We start from the raw sequence: 16,072 nt of genomic DNA on the forward strand, positions 1-16,072 counted from the left end.
TGCCAAGCTCCTAATAAGTAGGTCGATGAAAGACATTCATCCATGAATATCATCGACATTAGTACTTCCATGTACGTCAAACCCGTTGCAGAAATGCAGCGGGTTTTTTGCTATGTGCGATTTAAAAAGATGTAGACAGAATGGCGTTGTCTATTCGTTCATGAAGGTGGGTGGATGGTGAATAGGTCTGCGTTCTCTAGAATGGCTTATTTCACCTTGCGCAAAGTAAATGCACTCGCGTTGCTCGCTGTCATTGTACTTTGCACTTAATTCATCCATGAATCTCATCGACATTCGTACCTCCTTGTACATCAAAACCCGATTCGAAAGAGTCGGGCTTTTTTGCGTTTTAGCCTAAAGGTTTTTTAGTTGAGAACACCGACATTTCTCCATTCAAACAGGTCTACACTAGCGCACTTGATGCGGGATTTGCTAACAGACCACACCGCCCATACAACAAGTACACTGAAACAAACCTACTCAGCACTGAAAAGCTGGTTTAAATGGATCCCGTATCCAGTGTGGGATGACGACGGAGTTGTTGGAGGTGTGGCAGAGCAGGGTGAGCCTGAAGCCACTGCTGCAAGGCTATTTCGTAGGCATGACAAATACACCGGAGCAAACCTACTCAGCACTGAAAAACCGGTTTAAACAGCTCCCGCATCGGGTGCGGGATGACGGAGGAGTTGTTGTTGCAAACGTTGCTCGTTCAGGGTGGCAGCTGAATCATTGACGGCGCACAATGAACGAAGAATAGGGTTGTATCTAATAGCAAACAGATTTAAATGTGTGACTAAACTTCGTTTTCAGGTTAGAGACGATTAACCGTTGCGAAAAAATGATAACTGTATATACTCACAGTAAATGCACTGTATGGAAAACCAGTTATATGCGACCACTTACAAAACGACAAGAGCAAGTTTTTGAACTTATAAAAGTTTTCATTAAGGATACTGGCATGCCGCCGACTCGAGCAGAGATCGCGGATTCGCTTGGGTTTCGCAGTGCAAATGCTGCAGAAGAGCACTTGAAAGCATTGGCCAAAAAAGGCGTAATCGAAATGGTACCAGGTGCAAGTCGAGGCATTCGCTTAGTTGAGGACGAGCCTGAGCAACTGGGTTTGCCTTTAATCGGTCGAGTTGCCGCAGGCGAGCCGATACTTGCACAAGAACATATTGAAAGTCATTGTTCAGTCGACCCTGCTATGTTTCATCCTGCCGCAGACTACTTATTAAGAGTCAATGGTATGAGTATGAAGAACATTGGAATTATGGATGGAGATCTATTGGCAGTACACCGTACTCAGGTTGTGAATAACGGACAGGTTGTCGTTGCTCGGGTTGAGGAAGATGTAACAGTTAAGCGTTTTGAGAAGTTAGGTAAGAAAGTATACTTACATGCTGAAAATGAAGATTTCTCTCCTATTGAAGTGGATCTGGAACAACAGAACTTCTCTATCGAGGGCCTGGCCGTCGGCGTGATTCGCAGTGATATTTAAATATTTCCTCCCGCCCGGCGCAACGCAAGTCGGGCGAATTTTACGTCTTGTAAACACTTATACTCAGCCATCCTAAGTGCTGCAGCGTATGAGTGAATCCTAACAAACAGCTATTTTTCAAATATTTCCCTCCCATAGAAATCAAAATCAGCGTCAGATAAAAACTTGCTAAACGGTTAAATTTTGACTAGTTGTTAAATGGTCGTGCAGTACTCATGGGATAACCCAAGTGAAATGACAGTCATCCGATAATAAGAACCGTTGCTTCTCACACTTGAAGCAATTGAGGGAGACGTCTAATGAAAATAGCCAAACTCATCACAATTGCGATGTGTTTACTTGTCAGTACGTTCACGTTCGCAAGTGACTACAACATGCGTACCGGTGTTACTGACATTAGCAATCAGGTATATCAATTACACATGACCATATTCTGGATCTGCTGTGTGATTGGGCTGATTGTCTTCTCCGTCATGTTTTGGGCTCTGATCCATCATCGACGCTCTAAAGGTGCCGAACCTGCGCAATTTCACGAAAGCACTAAAGTCGAGATCCTCTGGACTGCTATTCCGTTTTTAATTTTGGTTGCAATGGCGGTGCCTGCAACAAAAACATTAATTGCGATGGAAGATACCGATAAGGCCGACCTAACCATTAAAGTAACTGGCTCACAATGGAAGTGGCACTATGAGTACTTAGGCCATGATGTGGACTTCTATTCTCTTATGTCTACGCCGAGAGCGCAGATTGATAATATGCAGAGCAAAACAGAAAATTATTTGCTTGAGGTTGATAAACCTCTGGTCATTCCTACAGGCAAGAAAGTACGTTTCTTATTGACCTCTGATGATGTAATTCATTCTTGGTGGGTACCTGATTTTGCAGTTAAAAAGGACGCAAACCCGGGGTTTATTAACGAGGCCTGGACTAATGTGAATGAGCCCGGTACCTATCGTGGTCAGTGTGCTGAGTTGTGCGGTAAAGATCATGGGTTCATGCCTGTCGTTGTAGAAGCCAAACCTGAAGCAGAGTTTCAGGAATGGCTTGCCAATGAAAAAGCACAAAGAGCACTTGCTGCTGAGCAAGAGGCTGCCTTACTTGACCAAACGCTTAGTAAAGAAGAGCTTATGGCTACAGGGGAACGTGTTTACATGGCCTATTGTGCGGCGTGTCATCAACCTACAGGGCTCGGTCTGCAAGGTGTGTTTCCTGCATTAAAGGGGAGCGCTATGGTAACCGGGGATTTACAGGCACATATTGAAATTATTATGGAAGGGCGTCCTGGCACAGCAATGCAAGCGTTTGCGAAGCAACTATCGTTAAAAGAAGTTGCGGGAGTTATCACTTTTAAAAGAAATAGCTGGGGGAATGATACCGGGGAAGTCATCCAACCTAGTCAAATACAAGCCTACCTTGACGGCAAACAGGAGGAAGCCAAATGACTTCGAGTACACAGCAGGCTGCTCTTGAGCAAGAGCATGACCATGGTCACCACGGCCCGGCAACCGGAATTAAGCGTTGGCTTTTTACGACTAACCATAAAGATATAGGCTCTTTGTATTTACTCTTTTCTTTACTGATGTTCCTAATCGGCGGCGGTATGGCTATGGTCATTCGGGCTGAATTGTTCCAGCCAGGGTTACAGCTTGTTGATCCACACTTTTTTAATCAAATGACCACAGTGCATGGTTTGATCATGGTGTTTGGTGCTGTTATGCCTGCCTTTACAGGCCTAGCAAACTGGATGGTACCTATGATGATAGGTGCACCCGATATGGCACTGCCACGCATGAATAACTGGAGCTTTTGGATCTTGCCATTTGCTTTTCTTATTCTGCTCGCATCGTTGTTTATGGAAGGCGGCGGCCCTGCATTCGGGTGGACATTCTATGCGCCACTCTCCACGACTTATAGTAACGATAACACCGCATTATTTGTCTTTGCTGTTCATATTATGGGTGTTAGTTCCATCATGGGTGCAATTAATGTCATTGTGACTATAGTCAACATGCGCGCTCCAGGTATGACATGGATGAAGCTACCACTGTTTGTATGGACCTGGCTGATTACTGCTTTCCTGTTGATTGCGGTAATGCCTGTGCTTGCTGGTGCGGTGACTATGGTGCTGACAGATAAGTATTTTGGCACAAGCTTTTTTGATGCAGCAGGGGGAGGCGACCCTGTGATGTTTCAGCACATCTTTTGGTTCTTTGGTCACCCAGAAGTATACATTATGATTTTACCGGCCTTTGGCGTGATTTCGACCATAGTACCCACCTTTTCAAGAAAGAAACTGTTTGGTTATGCTTCTATGGTATACGCGACCTCCTCCATTGCATTGTTGTCTTTTATTGTGTGGGCACACCACATGTTTACCACAGGGATGCCGTTGGCAGGTGAACTCTTCTTTATGTATGCGACCATGCTTATTTCTGTGCCTACAGGTGTAAAGGTCTTCAATTGGGTGGCCACAATGTGGCGTGGCTCAATTAGTTTTGAAGTTCCCATGTTGTTTGCTATCGCATTTATCGTGTTGTTTACGCTTGGCGGTTTCTCTGGATTGATGCTAGCGATTACCCCTGCTGATTTTCAGTATCATGATACCTATTTTGTGGTCGCTCATTTCCACTATGTGCTGGTGACTGGCGCGGTCTTCTCTATTATGGCTGCAGCTTACTATTGGTTACCCAAGTGGACCGGATATATGTATAGCGAGACGTTGGCAAAATGGCACTTTTGGTTGTCTCTTATCAGTGTAAATATCCTCTTTTTCCCTATGCACTTTGTCGGGTTGGCAGGGATGCCAAGGCGGATCCCCGACTATGCTCTGCAGTTTGCGGATTTTAATGCTTTGATCAGTATCGGGGGGTTTGCATTTGGCTTGTCACAACTACTGTTCGTGGCTGTGGTCTTTAAGTGTATCGCAGGTGGTCAGCGTGCGCCTGCTAAAGTATGGGATGGTGCAGAAGGGCTAGAGTGGGAGGTTGCCTCGCCTGCGCCTTACCACACTTTCAGTACCCCCCCTGAGGTGAAGTGATGCATACCCCGTTGCTTAGAAAACTTGTGCTGTTGGTTTTGGGTATGTTTGCATTTGCATTTGCACTGGTACCGCTTTACGACGTGTTTTGCGATATAACCGGTTTGAATGGGAAAGTAGAGCTGACAGCAGCTGAAGCAAGCGAAAAGCAAGATTTGGCAAGACGAGTTGATGTGAGTTTCACGACCCACACTCAAGGGCAGGCACCTTTCAAAGTGAAAGCGGCGACTTATCAGGTAACGGTCACACCTGGTACGTTAACCGAAGTGAACTTCACAGCCGAAAATCTAAGTAGTGATGCTCGAATTATGCAGGCAATTCCTTCGGTTTCGCCCGGTATGGCAGCTAAGTATCTGCATAAACTCGCTTGTTTTTGCTTTGACCAGCAGAGTATGCAAGCTCGCCAGACAATGTCGTTTACGTTGCGCTTTTATGTAGATACTGAACTGCCCAATGACATTGCAGAGCTGACACTCGCATATACGCTCTATGACATCACAGACAGAAAAGCGGCCGCTCATGGGGCGCCGGCAATGAATCTCATAGATGGCACGGTAAGCGAAGACTATGCTCAGAGCATACAGGCCGCGGTGTATCAACAAATACGAGGAATAAGTCATGGCTAGTGGTTACGAAAAATACTATGTACCAGAGCAAAGCCCGTGGCCCATTGTGGGGGCAATTGCGCTGTTTGGTGTAGCCGTAGGAGGTGGGTTAACAGTAATGGAAAGTCCTGGTGGTCAGTTCATCTTGTATGCGGGAATTGGCCTGCTGTTGTTTATGCTGGCCGGGTGGTTTCGACACGTCATTCATGAGTCACAAGGAGGCTTATATTCGGCGCAAATGGACCGCTCCTTCCGTCAGGGGATGGCCTGGTTTATTTTTTCGGAAGTGATGTTCTTTGCTGCATTCTTTGGTGCTTTATTTTATGCCCGAATGTTTGCTGTTCCCTGGCTTGGTGGGGCAAGTAACAATGCTATGACGCACGAAATACTGTGGCCCAGCTTCGAGGCGGTGTGGCCGCTACTGAGTACACCTGGTGGAGATACGACACAGGCAATGGGCTGGCAGGGGTTACCACTTATAAACACCATTATCCTCCTGATCTCTTCTGTTACCTTGCATTTTGCGCACAGTGCAATGGAGCAGGACCAAAGAAACAAAGTAAAAGTATTTTTGGGATTGACCATTCTTTTGGGCTTTGGGTTTCTTGTACTTCAGGTAGAGGAATACATACATGCTTATCAGGATCTGGGATTAACACTAGATGCAGGGATTTACGGTAACACCTTCTTTATGCTCACAGGCTTTCACGGCATGCATGTCACGCTCGGTGCCATTATTTTAGCTGTGGTGTGGTTAAGGGTGATGAAAGGCCATTTCAGCGCACATAATCACTTTGCGTTCCAGGCGGGTGCGTGGTACTGGCATTTTGTGGACGTGGTTTGGTTGTGCTTGTTTGTGTTTGTGTATGTGTTATAGCGTTCGGGGCTGGATTGAAGTCGAGCCAGCCCAACCCTTTCGCAATGAGAATAAGCAGTAATACGCTTGCCGAAAAAAATACCCTTTTACCGAGGAGACGAGACATAGATTCACCAGATTGATCCCCTTTGAGCATAATGAACAAAGCTCGAAACAGGTTATAGATGATGCTGAAAAGCAAAACAATAATAATTAACTTGAGTAGCATGGCATATGACGCAGATAAGTATAAGTAGATCAAAGGTTAGCGCATATTGCACAATTTTGGCAGTGAGTGTTGTGGTATCTACATGTCTCGCTCTCTCTGTGTGGCAATGGCAAAGAGCAGCCCAGAAATCATACCTGATTGAGAAGCGACATAGCGACCAGGCACCACGTGAGTTTAATGCGATTGCTGATCTGCAAAACAAGGCGGCGCTCGAGGGAAAACAGTTTCGGATACGTGGATACTTTGACGAATCACGTTACTGGCTGCTGGACAACCAGATTGTCAACGGATCACCCGGCTATGACGTGGTGGCTTTGTTTCGCCCTGAATACCGCGACGAATGGCTCGTCGTTAATCTGGGATTTGTACCTGCGACACAAAGTCGTACGGTATTACCAGAAGTTGAGCTACCTGCTTTACAACAAACAATCGAGGTTGAGTTCAAAATCGGTAAGTGGGCGGGATTTACTCTGGCAACTCAGCCCGATTTAAATGCAGCGCAGCCACAACTGCTCCAATATCTAGATCATACATTTTTTGTTTCTCAGACGCAGCGCTCTATTTCGCCCATGCTCGCGTATGTTTCTCGCCCCGTTACTACTGCAATTCAACCTCATTATGAGGCGGTGGTGATGGGACCGGAAAAACATCGGGCCTATGCATTGCAGTGGTTGTTACTGGCCGTTGCGGCGATGATCATTCCCTATTTTGCCTTTAAAAGGAAGCATGATGAGTAAGGTTCCAGGACTATTTTTAGCGTGTTGTATCATACCTTTGCTTGCTGCCTGGCTCGTACTCAGGTCAGGATGGCAACCAGACACGACGACCAATCAGGGGCGGTTTTTAGGTCAGGAAATCAGACTGAATGTACCAGAACAAGCGCACAAAGCTTGGTTTATTGCATTGAATCAACCAAGAGATTGTAATCAGGCATGTCTGGGTCAGTCAGAATTAATGGACCAGCTAGTTGTTGCTTTGGGAAAGCATCGCCAGCAAGTTGGTCTCTTGTTGCTGGGCGAAGGTCAGAGCGAAGTGGCCAGCGTAATATCGGAAGCGCCAGTATTGTCACCGGGGGCGTTCTATCTGGTCGACAAGCGTGGTCTGGTCGTCCTTGAATATTTACCACAGCAGGACCAAACCGCAAACAGAGTATTGATCAAAGGCCTGCTGAAAGATCTAAAAAAACTCTTGTCTTATGAACGAAGTAGTTCTGGAGGTAGTCAATGACGCAGGGATTTAAAAAGCTAGTTATGATGTCAGCGTTGCTCGCAGCACTGGTTGTATCCTTAGGTGCCTACACCCGGCTAAGTAATGCAGGTCTGGGGTGTCCGGACTGGCCAGGCTGTTATGGTTTTTTGACGGTGCCTAATGAAGCACATGAACTGAAATCAGCACAACAAAAGTTTCCCGATAGCGAAGTCCATCAGCAGAAGGCCTGGATTGAAATGGTACACAGGTATTTTGCCGGTGGTTTAGGGTTAGTCGTTGCCGCGATTTTCATTTTAGCACTGCGTCATCCTAGCTATAGTAAAGGGATCAAAGGCTTGTCTACTTTGCTTGTTGTATTAATCGTGTTTCAGGCGCTGCTGGGGATGTGGACAGTAACGATGAACTTGCAGCCATTGATTGTAATGGGCCATTTGCTGGGTGGGTTTACCATACTCAGCCTGCTGACCCTGCTGTGGCTTAAAGCCAGTAAGCCGCCTGCCGTCACTATTGCGCACTTATCAGGCCTGAGAGTGATAGCACTGAGTGTACTCATAGTTTTGATAATACAAATTGCACTGGGAGGATGGCTGGCAGCAAATTACGCTGCACCGCACTGCCGAGGACTGCCATTGTGCGAAAATGGTGAGCTGTTCTCATTGAGTAGCTTGTTTCAGCTACCACATTCTTCCGCCAGCTATGAGTTTGGTGTCTTACCGTTTGAAACTCGTCTTTCTATCCACCTGGTTCATCGGATTTGGGCCATGGTAACGCTGGTCGCTATTTTGTTTCTTTGCTGGAGACTTTATGTACGTATTCCAGATTTAAGTGTAAAGCCTGTTATTTTGCTCCCGGCTATTTTGGTGCTGTGCCAAGTTCTTTTAGGGGGGGCAATTGTGCATTGGCAGTTCCCCCTGTTGCTAACGTTGTTCCACAACGTGATGGCTGCACTTTTATTACTGTCACTGGTTCGGGTGTGTTATCTACTGTTTTATCAAGGGGGTAAGGTATGACGATTAGCGTACAACAACTCGGCTCTGTTTTTCCTGATTTCGTTTCCGGTATGAAGCCTTACCTGGCGATTACCAAAGCCAAGGTGGTTTTGATGCTGGTGCTGACAGCCTGGGTGGGTCTTGCACTTGCACCTGATTTAGGGCGTAGTTATGGCCAGCAATTAATGAGCTTAATATCAATTGGCCTGATCTCTGCGTCGGCAGCGGCCATCAATCATATCGTTGACCGCAATAGAGACAGTAAAATGGCAAGGACGCGCCATCGTCCTCTTGCCATGCAGCAACTCTCTGTATCTAAAGCGCTACTCTTTGCTGCCTGCCTGGCAACGACAGGGACCATAGGTCTGTTGTGGTTTAGCAATTGGTTATGTGCGGTACTGACTTTGCTGGCGTTGCTTGGTTATGCCGTTGTGTATACTGTGTTTCTCAAGCATATGACACCGCAAAACATTGTGATTGGTGGGCTCGCAGGCGCGTTACCGCCATTGCTCGGTTGGGTTAGCGAGACTGGTACTTTGGCAGCAGAGCCCTGGTTGTTGGTTATGATTATTTTTGCCTGGACGCCGCCTCATTTTTGGGCACTGGCGATCGCTCGCAAAGCGGATTATGCAAGAGCAGGGATCCCCATGCTACCCGTCACACATGGGATACAGTTTACCAAGCTATGTATGGTCGTCTATACGGTGTTGTTATCCCTGGTATGTGTGTTGCCATATTTGATTGGTATGGTAGGGCTTGTGTATCTGGTTTCGGCTTGCATCCTCAATGGGGTTTTTACATTTTTAGTTGTGCGCCTGTACATTGATCATACTGCGCAACAGGCGATGGGGGTTTTTCGTTTTTCTATCTGGTATTTGCTGTTACTCTTTGTCTCATTATTCGTAGACAGAGCACTGGTATGAAAACCATTTTTCTTCTTTTGGTGGTGCTGGCAATGTTAAGTGGGTGTCAGCCAGCACCGAAAGTATCTGAATTTGCCGTACATTACGAGCAACCACGGACACTAAAGCCGTTCGTCCTGGAAGATCAACATGGCCAACAGGTGACGACTGAGCAGCTAACGGGACAATGGAGCTTGCTGTTTCTCGGCTACACACACTGCCCCGATATATGCCCTATGACCTTGGCTAAGCTTACAAATATTGCCGCATCGCTAGAGTCTGTCCAGGCCGTCAATGTGTGGTTCGTTGCTGTTGATCCACAACGTGATACTCAGGAAAAGCGCAAACAGTATATAGACTATTTCAACCCTAGGTTTGTCGCAGCGTCTGCGCCGCATAACGTCTTATTTCCATTTGTTCGAGACATTGGTTTGATCTATGCCATAAATAACAGTGATGAACCCGAGTATTATGTTGACCATAGTGCATCCATTGCATTGGTTAATCCAAAGGCACAGTTGGAGGCAATATTTAAACCAGAGTTCAAGGCCGGAGAAGTGCCCGTTATCAATGCCGAACAGCTCGTAGACGATTTTAAAGTAATCGTGTCTAAGTACCAGTGAGCTGAGTAAAGTCACTGAATTTAATAATTAATTATTTCTTTTCCGTTATAAATATGGCAATTTCACGGTCACGGTCTAATCTATTCATATCAATAAGATTTGCAAGGAATGTGCAAGGCACATGATTAAACTCCCCTCAGAGCTTGTGATAAACCAGGTTGAAGAGTTGCATCAACAGTTGTTGCTTGAGCTCGAAGCTGGTCATGCCATTTCTTTAGACATTAGTGAAATACAGCATGCGGACACGGCTTCAATTCAACTGTTGTGTGCGCTGCAAAAGTATTTATTGGATATTGAGCAGCAGATCATGTGGGTCGGCGAAAGTGCTGCATTGTCTTTATCTGTTGAGAAACTAGGGTTAACCGAACTTTTATCTATCAGTAGTACGAATTAAGAGGTCATTATGAAAAAGATTTTAGCTGTGGATGATTCTGCTTCGATGCGTCAGATGGTTGGCTTTACATTGAAAAAAGCAGGCTTTGATGTGGTAGAAGCTAAGGATGGCAGTGAAGCACTCAATCTGGCTAAGCAACAAGGGTTTGATGCTGTGATCTCAGATGTGAATATGCCTGTAATGGATGGTATTACGTTAATACGAGAGCTGCGTAATCTGCCGGACTATAAATTCACGCCACTTCTGATGCTGACCACGGAGTCTGGGTTAGACAAAAAAAGTGAAGGTAAAGCCGCAGGTGCGACAGGATGGATTGTGAAACCATTTAATCCGGAACAACTACTGGCTGTACTGAAAAAAGTAATTCGTTAACCCTTACGAGGTGCTGCCATGAGTATCGACTTAAGTCAGTTTTTCGACGTTTTTTTTGAAGAAAGCTTTGAAGGGCTTGATGCGATGGAGTCCGAGCTACTAAACCTCGAGCCAGGAAAAGAAGATCAGGAAACCATCAACACCATATTTCGGGCTGCACATTCGATAAAGGGAGGCAGCGGTACCTTTGGCTTTACGGCTGTCTCTGATTTCACTCATGTACTTGAGACGCTGCTTGATCAAATTCGCAATGGAGAACGCCAGCTCACTGCAGAGCACGTAAACTTGCTGCTCAAGGCCGTAGACTGCTTGCGTGCTATGTTGACGGCGTTACAAGCACAGCAGGAGCCTGAACAAGAGGAAGCGAATGAGCTAAAGTTGCGTTTTGAAGCCATCCTCAATGGCGACAATGCCACAAGCAGTCAGACTGAAGAAGTCATCGTACCTGAAGAAAGTTCGAGTCTCCCTATCACCTTTCAGATCGACTTCAAGCCATTGCCTTATTTGTTCAAAACGGGTAATGAACCCTTGTTTATGATTGCAGAATTAGCTGAACTTGGTGAGTTAGAAACGCAAGCATTACATGATGAACTGCCTAAATTTAAACAACTAAACCCCGAAGATTGTTATTTATACTGGCGGTTTTTCCTGACGACAACACGCGGGGAACGCGCCATCCGGGAAATATTCGAATGGGTTGAAGATGACGCCGAAATCACCATTGTACAATGCGGTGGTTTGTTCGAAGAGCTCACCAGCGCTGAGTCTGAAAATGATACGCCACTCACCCCAATTGAGCCAGAACCGCAGGGCGATAGTCCAGCCCTTACAAAGCCTGTTCAGGAAACAAAGAAAGAGCCACCACCAGTTAAAGATGCCCGAAAAAATGCGGATCCCAGCACGACTTCCATTCGAGTGGGTATCGATAAAGTCGATTCACTGATTAATATGGTGGGTGAGCTGGTCATCACACAGGCGATGCTAAGCCAGATCGGCGAGCAGGAAATAACGGAGTCCAGTATTGCCGCATTACAGGAAGGTCTGGCACAGCTGGCGCATAATACGCGTGACCTTCAGGAAAATGTGATGCGCATTCGTATGCTGCCGATAAGCTTTGTTTTTAGCCGTTTTCCAAGGCTGGTGCGAGACATCTCACAAAAATTGAATAAGCAAGTGGAGCTTAAGCTGATTGGGGAGCAAACTGAGCTGGATAAAACAGTGATGGAAAAGCTCTCAGATCCTATGGTCCACTTGGTGCGTAATTCTCTGGATCACGGGCTAGAGACCCCAGAGCAACGTATCGCGCAAGGCAAAGACCCCGTTGGAACCGTCACACTAAACGCATTTCACCAGGGCGGTAATATTGTTATCGAAATACTCGACGATGGTAAAGGCCTGGATACAGAGAAAATTCGTAATAAAGCCATTCAAAACGGGCTGATCCAGGAGATGGATGAGCTCACAGTTGACGAAATTAACGAGCTGATATTCATGCCTGGATTTTCCACAGCGGACAACGTTAGTGAAATCTCCGGGCGCGGTGTCGGAATGGATGTGGTGCGTAAAAACATTCAGGCATTGAATGGCTCTGTTGAGGTGAGTTCAGAGGCTGGTGTTGGTTCAACGTTTACAATTCGTCTGCCTCTCACCTTAGCAATTTTGGACGGCCAGCTCGTACAGGTTGCTGACCATACTTATATTATCCCCCTGATCTCTATAGTTGAGTCGCTACAAATTGATATTGCCAAAGTGAGTAACGTTGGCAAAGGGTTGCAGGTACTGCGTTTGCGTGACGAATATATCCCGATACTGCGTTTGTACGATATTTTCAATCACAGAGGGGCGAGAGAGGAGCTCGATAAAACCTTGCTGGTGGTTGTTGAGAACGACAATTATAAGGTTGGGATATTGGTGGATGATTTGCTTGCGCAACAGCAGGTCGTCATAAAAAGTTTAGAGGCCAACTACCAACGTGTTGATGGTATATCAGGCGCAACCATTTTGGGTGATGGAACGGTGTCATTGATCATAGATATTAGTGGACTAATCAAACTGAGCGGCCTAAGACGGCCGGGCTCTTCGGAATTGCTTGTTGATCTGAAGGCGGATGAGGCGGTCACGGCATGACAGAACATACAAAGTTAAATCAACAATTGGTACTGGACACTGAGGGTGATGAAAAACAGTTTCTGACATTCATGATGGATCAAGAAGAATACGGCATTGATATTTTAGCGGTCCAGGAAATTCGGGGCTGGGAGCCTGTCACTGTGATCCCCAATTCACCACCTTACGTGAAGGGAGCTATGAACTTACGTGGAACCATAGTACCTATTATTGATTTGCGGCAGCGTTTTGGGATAACACATATCGATTATGGTCCGTTAACGGTCGTTATAGTGGTGTCGGTAAAACTAAAAGAGCAGACCAAGCTAATGGGGATAGTCGTTGATGCCGTGTCCGATGTGTACAGTATCTCCGAAGAAAAAGCGAAAGATGTACCTGACTTTCAGGATTCTGATAACGCGCAGTTTGTTCACGGGTTAGTCAATGTTGGGGAAAAAATGGTGGTGTTATTAAATCTGAAGAAAGTGCTCGATTTACACGACAAGAGCAGTGTTAAGAGCAACGGGGGCTGAGATGAGTAGTCAGAGTATTCAAAATAGTTTAAACAATAAAATCTTAATCGCAGGTGTGATCCTGATCGTCAGTATCATACTTGGGCTCCAACTCGGGGGCACAGGCTCCGAGCAAATGAAAATGATATCAATAGCGCTGCCTGTATTCGGCGTTGTGATTGCACTGGGTTATCTAAGAATGGGGTTGGCAGCGTTAGCCGCCCAACTTGGCTGCGTGTATCGTGTTTTACCCCACGTGTCTATGGATGACCAAAGCGCTTTGCACGCAATGGACCTCACTGATTTTCCAGAACTATTTCATGCTCTAAATGTAGATCATGAAGAGCAACAACACTCTGACCATACACAGGGCCTGTTGCTGGCTTTAAAGGGGTGTCAGGCCAACATTATGGTTGCGGACAAAGACCTGAATATTGTGTATTTGAACGATTCAGTCAAAGCCATGTTAAGTGCGAACGAACGTCAATTACAAGCTGACCTGCCTGGGTTTAACGTTGCAAGCCTGATTGGCACCAACATTGACTCTTTCCATAAAAACCCGAGTCATCAACGCAATATTCTGGCTAATCTGCGAGAAACCTATCAAACCCAGATCAAGGTTGCCGGGCTGACTTTCGACTTGATTGCAACACCTGTATTTGATGACGGGCAGCGAATCGCGACGCTGGTGGAATGGAAAGACCAAACTGAGTGGCTGGCAGCGGAAGAAAAGCATAGAAGCTTAGCAGAGAAAAATGCACGTATTTCGCGTGCACTGGATGTGTGTCAGGCCAATGTGATGCTCGCAGATGAGCATCTCAATATTGTTTATGTCAACGAGTCTGTGCTGGCGATGCTCAGAAACAATCAAGAGCAACTTCGCACGGCACTACCTAACTTTGATGCAGATACCCTGATAGGAACCAACATTGATGTATTTCATGCCAACCCACAACATCAACGCGGTTTACTGAATAAACTATCTGAGGTGTACAACACCGATATTGTGGTAGCGGGCTTTAACTTCGGCTTGATTGCCACGCCAGTGTTTGATCAAAAAGGAATTCGTATTGGTACTGTGGTGGAGTGGGAAGATAAAACAGAGCGACTGAGCATAGAGAAAAAAGCGCGTCAGGCTGCCAATGAAAACCTACGGGTGCGGCGGGCACTCGACAATGTGCAAACCAATACCATGATTGCGGACTCGTCCAATACGATTGTATACATGAATCAGGCAGTGCTCGAGATGATGAGAAACGCTGAGTCTGATATCCGTAAAGACTTACCAAACTTCGATAGTAGTCAGTTAGTCGGACAAAATATTGATGTATTCCACCGTAATCCTGCGCATCAGAGACGCCTATTGGAAACCTTGTCTAAACCCTACAAAACAGAGATTAAAGTGGGAGGACGGACTTTTGTATTGGTTGCTAATCCGATCATTACAGATACAGGTGAACGTGCGGGTACCGTCGTAGAGTGGGAAGACAGAACCGGTGAAGTCGCCATTGAGCAGGAAGTGAATGCCGTTGTTGAGTCTGCACGGGCAGGTAATTTGTCCGCCAGATTGGAAGAGGGTGACAAGCAGGGCTTCTATTTACGCCTAACACAAGGCCTGAATGGCTTATTGGAAAGCGTCGATTGTGCTGTAGCCGATACTGGCAATATGCTTGATGCCCTTGCTCGGGGAGATCTGACGCAGCGAATTGAAGCGGAGTATCAGGGCGCGTTTGATAAGCTGAAGCAAGATGCGAACAGTACGGCCGACAAGCTAACTAATGTGTTAGAGCGGATCAGTGCCTCTGCTGGGCTGGTAGCCAGTGGTGCAGAAGAAATATCACAAGGTAATGCTGACTTAAGCCAGCGTACAGAAGAGCAGGCTTCCTCTCTTGAAGAAACAGCTTCAAGCATGGAGCAAATGACGAGTACGGTTCGTCAGAACGCTGACAATGCCAAAGTGGCAAATGAACTGGCCGAAGAAACCAGTGAAAAGGCAACACGCGGTGGTGAAGTGGTTAATCGAGCGGTTGAAAGCATGTCCGCTATCAATGATGCGAGCAAAAAGATTGCGGATATCATCAGTGTGATAGACGAAATCGCCTTTCAGACAAATTTGCTGGCACTAAACGCGGCGGTTGAGGCGGCGCGTGCCGGTGAGCAGGGACGTGGCTTCGCTGTTGTCGCTGGTGAAGTACGTAACTTGGCTCAACGTTCGGCGGGTGCGGCAAAAGAAATCAAAGATTTGATCCGAGACAGTGTTAGCAAGGTTGAAGATGGTACGCTGTTAGTGAACGAGTCAGGTGAGACGCTCAAAGAGATAGTTGCGTCAGTCAGACGAGTGACGAATATGATTTCCGATATCGCTGATGCGTCGGTAGAGCAGAGCTCAGGGATTGAACAGGTTAACAAAGCGGTTACGCAAATGGATGAAATGACACAGCAAAACGCGGCCCTGGTTGAGCAAGCGTCTGCTGCTGGTGAGTCTATGGCAGAGCAGGCCAATGATATGCGTAATATGTTGAACTTTTTCAAAGTGGGTGAAGCGCCTGTTCCCCGTCAAGCAATACCCGAGCAAACTCAAACGACCAATGGCCAGGCGCGCGCGCCGATTGGCTTATCTGCTCCTCAAAATCGTACAACGCGACAACCGCTGGAGCCAGCTGCCAACCGCTTTGCAGACGACTCTGAGGAGTGGGAAGAGTTTTAATCGCCCAGAGTTCGTTACAATTTTTACGGAGCT

At 46.5% G+C, this 16,072-nt stretch carries 18 protein-coding genes; 16 read left to right on the top strand and 2 right to left on the bottom strand.

Annotation, left to right across the window (positions count from 1 at the left end; translation table 11 throughout):
- Window positions 1-150: 150 nt before the first annotated feature.
- Window positions 151-294 (bottom strand): hypothetical protein, encoded by a 144-nt coding sequence (locus ACXAH1_RS21335; RefSeq protein WP_475199466.1) that lies wholly within the window; start codon window positions 292-294, stop codon window positions 151-153.
- 253 nt (window positions 295-547) lie between these two features.
- On the opposite strand from ACXAH1_RS21335, the gene ACXAH1_RS21340 reads away from it, so the two are divergent.
- The 6 genes from ACXAH1_RS21340 to ACXAH1_RS21365 all read left to right on the top strand — a co-directional run bounded on the left by ACXAH1_RS21340 (window position 548) and on the right by ACXAH1_RS21365 (window position 6,017).
- Window positions 548-733, top strand: a complete 186-nt coding sequence (locus ACXAH1_RS21340; RefSeq protein WP_475199467.1) for a hypothetical protein — start codon at window positions 548-550, stop codon at window positions 731-733.
- Between the two features lie 156 nt (window positions 734-889).
- Window positions 890-1,498, top strand: a complete 609-nt coding sequence (lexA, locus tag ACXAH1_RS21345) for a transcriptional repressor LexA (protein WP_475199468.1) — start codon at window positions 890-892, stop codon at window positions 1,496-1,498.
- A gap of 329 nt (window positions 1,499-1,827) precedes the next feature.
- The gene (gene coxB, locus ACXAH1_RS21350) at window positions 1,828-2,940 is read left to right on the top strand and encodes a cytochrome c oxidase subunit II (protein ID WP_475199562.1); all 1,113 of its coding nucleotides are present in this window, start codon (window positions 1,828-1,830) and stop codon (window positions 2,938-2,940) included.
- A complete protein-coding gene (ctaD, locus tag ACXAH1_RS21355; protein WP_475199471.1) occupies window positions 2,937-4,535 on the top strand; it encodes a cytochrome c oxidase subunit I in 1,599 nt (532 codons plus the stop codon). Before coxB ends, ctaD begins: the two co-directional genes overlap by 4 nt.
- Complete coding sequence (locus ACXAH1_RS21360) at window positions 4,532-5,161, top strand: cytochrome c oxidase assembly protein (protein ID WP_475199473.1); 630 nt, start codon at window positions 4,532-4,534, stop codon at window positions 5,159-5,161. The genes ctaD and ACXAH1_RS21360 overlap by 4 nt, the downstream gene beginning before the upstream one ends.
- The gene (locus ACXAH1_RS21365) at window positions 5,154-6,017 is read left to right on the top strand and encodes a cytochrome c oxidase subunit 3 (protein WP_475199475.1); all 864 of its coding nucleotides are present in this window, start codon (window positions 5,154-5,156) and stop codon (window positions 6,015-6,017) included. The genes ACXAH1_RS21360 and ACXAH1_RS21365 overlap by 8 nt, the downstream gene beginning before the upstream one ends.
- Here ACXAH1_RS21365 and ACXAH1_RS21370 read toward each other — a convergent pair.
- Window positions 5,917-6,225 carry a DUF2909 domain-containing protein gene (locus tag ACXAH1_RS21370; protein ID WP_475199564.1) on the bottom strand — a complete coding sequence of 103 codons (309 nt, stop codon included), beginning with the start codon at window positions 6,223-6,225 and terminating at the stop codon, window positions 5,917-5,919. The genes ACXAH1_RS21365 and ACXAH1_RS21370 overlap by 101 nt on opposite strands.
- A 71-nt stretch (window positions 6,226-6,296) precedes the next feature.
- On the opposite strand from ACXAH1_RS21370, the gene ACXAH1_RS21375 reads away from it, so the two are divergent.
- From ACXAH1_RS21375 to ACXAH1_RS21420, 10 genes are all read left to right on the top strand, one after another.
- The gene (locus ACXAH1_RS21375) at window positions 6,297-6,962 is read left to right on the top strand and encodes an SURF1 family protein (protein WP_475199478.1); all 666 of its coding nucleotides are present in this window, start codon (window positions 6,297-6,299) and stop codon (window positions 6,960-6,962) included.
- Complete coding sequence (locus ACXAH1_RS21380) at window positions 6,955-7,452, top strand: transmembrane cytochrome oxidase associated protein (protein WP_475199479.1); 498 nt, start codon at window positions 6,955-6,957, stop codon at window positions 7,450-7,452. The genes ACXAH1_RS21375 and ACXAH1_RS21380 overlap by 8 nt, the downstream gene beginning before the upstream one ends.
- Window positions 7,449-8,444 carry a COX15/CtaA family protein gene (locus tag ACXAH1_RS21385; RefSeq protein ID WP_475199481.1) on the top strand — a complete coding sequence of 332 codons (996 nt, stop codon included), beginning with the start codon at window positions 7,449-7,451 and terminating at the stop codon, window positions 8,442-8,444. Before ACXAH1_RS21380 ends, ACXAH1_RS21385 begins: the two co-directional genes overlap by 4 nt.
- Window positions 8,441-9,346, top strand: coding sequence for a heme o synthase (cyoE, locus tag ACXAH1_RS21390; protein ID WP_475199483.1), 906 nt, complete (start codon window positions 8,441-8,443; stop codon window positions 9,344-9,346). The genes ACXAH1_RS21385 and cyoE overlap by 4 nt, the downstream gene beginning before the upstream one ends.
- Window positions 9,343-9,948 carry an SCO family protein gene (locus ACXAH1_RS21395; RefSeq protein WP_475199485.1) on the top strand — a complete coding sequence of 202 codons (606 nt, stop codon included), beginning with the start codon at window positions 9,343-9,345 and terminating at the stop codon, window positions 9,946-9,948. The genes cyoE and ACXAH1_RS21395 overlap by 4 nt, the downstream gene beginning before the upstream one ends.
- 121 nt (window positions 9,949-10,069) lie before the next feature.
- Window positions 10,070-10,342 carry an STAS domain-containing protein gene (locus tag ACXAH1_RS21400; protein ID WP_054017518.1) on the top strand — a complete coding sequence of 91 codons (273 nt, stop codon included), beginning with the start codon at window positions 10,070-10,072 and terminating at the stop codon, window positions 10,340-10,342.
- Window positions 10,343-10,351: 9 nt separating this feature from the next.
- A complete protein-coding gene (locus ACXAH1_RS21405; RefSeq protein ID WP_046007072.1) occupies window positions 10,352-10,714 on the top strand; it encodes a response regulator in 363 nt (120 codons plus the stop codon).
- 18 nt (window positions 10,715-10,732) lie between these two features.
- Window positions 10,733-12,841, top strand: coding sequence for a chemotaxis protein CheA (locus ACXAH1_RS21410; RefSeq protein WP_475199489.1), 2,109 nt, complete (start codon window positions 10,733-10,735; stop codon window positions 12,839-12,841).
- Window positions 12,838-13,353: a chemotaxis protein CheW gene (locus tag ACXAH1_RS21415; RefSeq protein WP_253110480.1), complete on the top strand. Its 516-nt coding sequence runs from the start codon at window positions 12,838-12,840 to the stop codon at window positions 13,351-13,353. The genes ACXAH1_RS21410 and ACXAH1_RS21415 overlap by 4 nt, the downstream gene beginning before the upstream one ends.
- 1 nt (window position 13,354) lies before the next feature.
- Window positions 13,355-16,039 carry a methyl-accepting chemotaxis protein gene (locus ACXAH1_RS21420; RefSeq protein WP_475199492.1) on the top strand — a complete coding sequence of 895 codons (2,685 nt, stop codon included), beginning with the start codon at window positions 13,355-13,357 and terminating at the stop codon, window positions 16,037-16,039.
- Window positions 16,040-16,072: the final 33 nt, after the last annotated feature.

It is taken from the genome of Pseudoalteromonas sp. AWH4_217 (genome assembly GCF_056161105.1).